Origin of the sequence: Bradyrhizobium sp. 139 (assembly GCF_023074175.1) — a bacterium.
In the GTDB taxonomy this organism is placed as follows: domain Bacteria; phylum Pseudomonadota; class Alphaproteobacteria; order Rhizobiales; family Xanthobacteraceae; genus Bradyrhizobium.
Genome location: NZ_JADPKS010000147.1, coordinates 1 through 1,248 on the forward strand (window position 1 = coordinate 1; position 1,248 = coordinate 1,248).

Sequence of the window (1,248 nt, forward strand, 5' to 3'; positions counted from 1 at the left end):
GGTCGCCCTCATGCAGTTGCGCTTCACTTCGCTCGTTGTGATCAACTCACGATGGGACTTTCACCCATAAGAGTGCACCCATGCTGGGCGCACCAAAAAGAAAGCGGCGGGGCCGAAGCCCCGCCGCCATGTCTTGATTGCGATGTCAGCCGCTATTAGCGGAGCAGCTGGAGCACGCTCTGCTGCGACTGGTTGGCCAGCGACAACGCGGAGACGGCGATCGACTGCCGGGTCGACAGCGCCTGGCTGTTGGCCGCTTCCTCGTTGGTGTCGGCCAGCGTCAGGTTGGACGAGCCGGTCTGGAGCACGTTGATCAGGTTCTTGTTGAAGTCCTGACGCACCTGTACCACCGAGAGGTTCGAACCAAGGGTGGAGGCTTCCGAACGCAGCGTGCTCGACGCCGTGTTCAGGTTCGTGAGCACCTTGTTGGTCGAGGAGTTGTCGATGAAGTCGGTGCCCTGCACCAGGCCAGCGAGACCCAGACCCTTCGAGTTGAAGGTCACGCCGGTGATGTTCAGGTTGGACTTGCCGGTCTCGTCGAACACCAGCTTGAGCTGGTCGCCGTTGAGCAGGTTGACGCCGTTGAACGAAGCATCCAGCGAGGTCGTGTCGATCTGCGTCAGGATGTTGTTGTACTGGGCGACCAGGTTGGTCCGGGTGGCCTGGGCAACAGCATCGGCAACCGGCGCAGTCGGGTTCGTGAAGGTCAGCGCCGTGGTGATCGTACCGCCGATGGTACCGCCAGCAGTAGCAGATCCGATCGTGGACGACGCGTAGTCGTTGGTCGCTGCGATCGTGAGCGTGCCGTTGGCGTCGATCGTGGCCGACAGGTTGTTGGCCTGAAGAGCCGTGTTGAGCTGATCGAGCGTCTTGACCGTGCCATTGGTGCCGTCGCCGAAGGTGACATTGACCGCCGTGCCGCCGTTGAAGGAGGAGAAGGTCAAGGTCTTGCCCGAGACACCGCCCGACGCTGCGGACCGGCTCGCCGTGAAGGCGGTGCCGGTGCCGGTCGAGCCGGTGAGGCCGAGCGCCGACAGCGCATTGCCCGACCCGGTGATCGACAGATCCGCGTTCGCACCGGTCGAGAGGTTGAGCGCGCCGGCCACGACCGACGAGTTCTTGGCTCCGGCGGTGGTCTGCAAGGCACCAGAGGCACCGGCAGTCTTGACGGTCTGCACCCCGGTCGCGAGATCGATGGCGTTCAGAATGTCACTGACCGCGCCGGACTGCAGGTAAACCGTCTATTTA

1 pseudogene is annotated in these 1,248 nt (G+C 63.1%); it reads right to left on the reverse strand.

Features of this window, described 5'->3' with window-relative positions:
• Positions 1-155: 155 nt before the first annotated feature.
• Positions 156-1,241, reverse strand: a pseudogene (locus tag IVA80_RS31535) (DUF1522 domain-containing protein); the annotation flags it as partial.
• Positions 1,242-1,248: the final 7 nt, after the last annotated feature.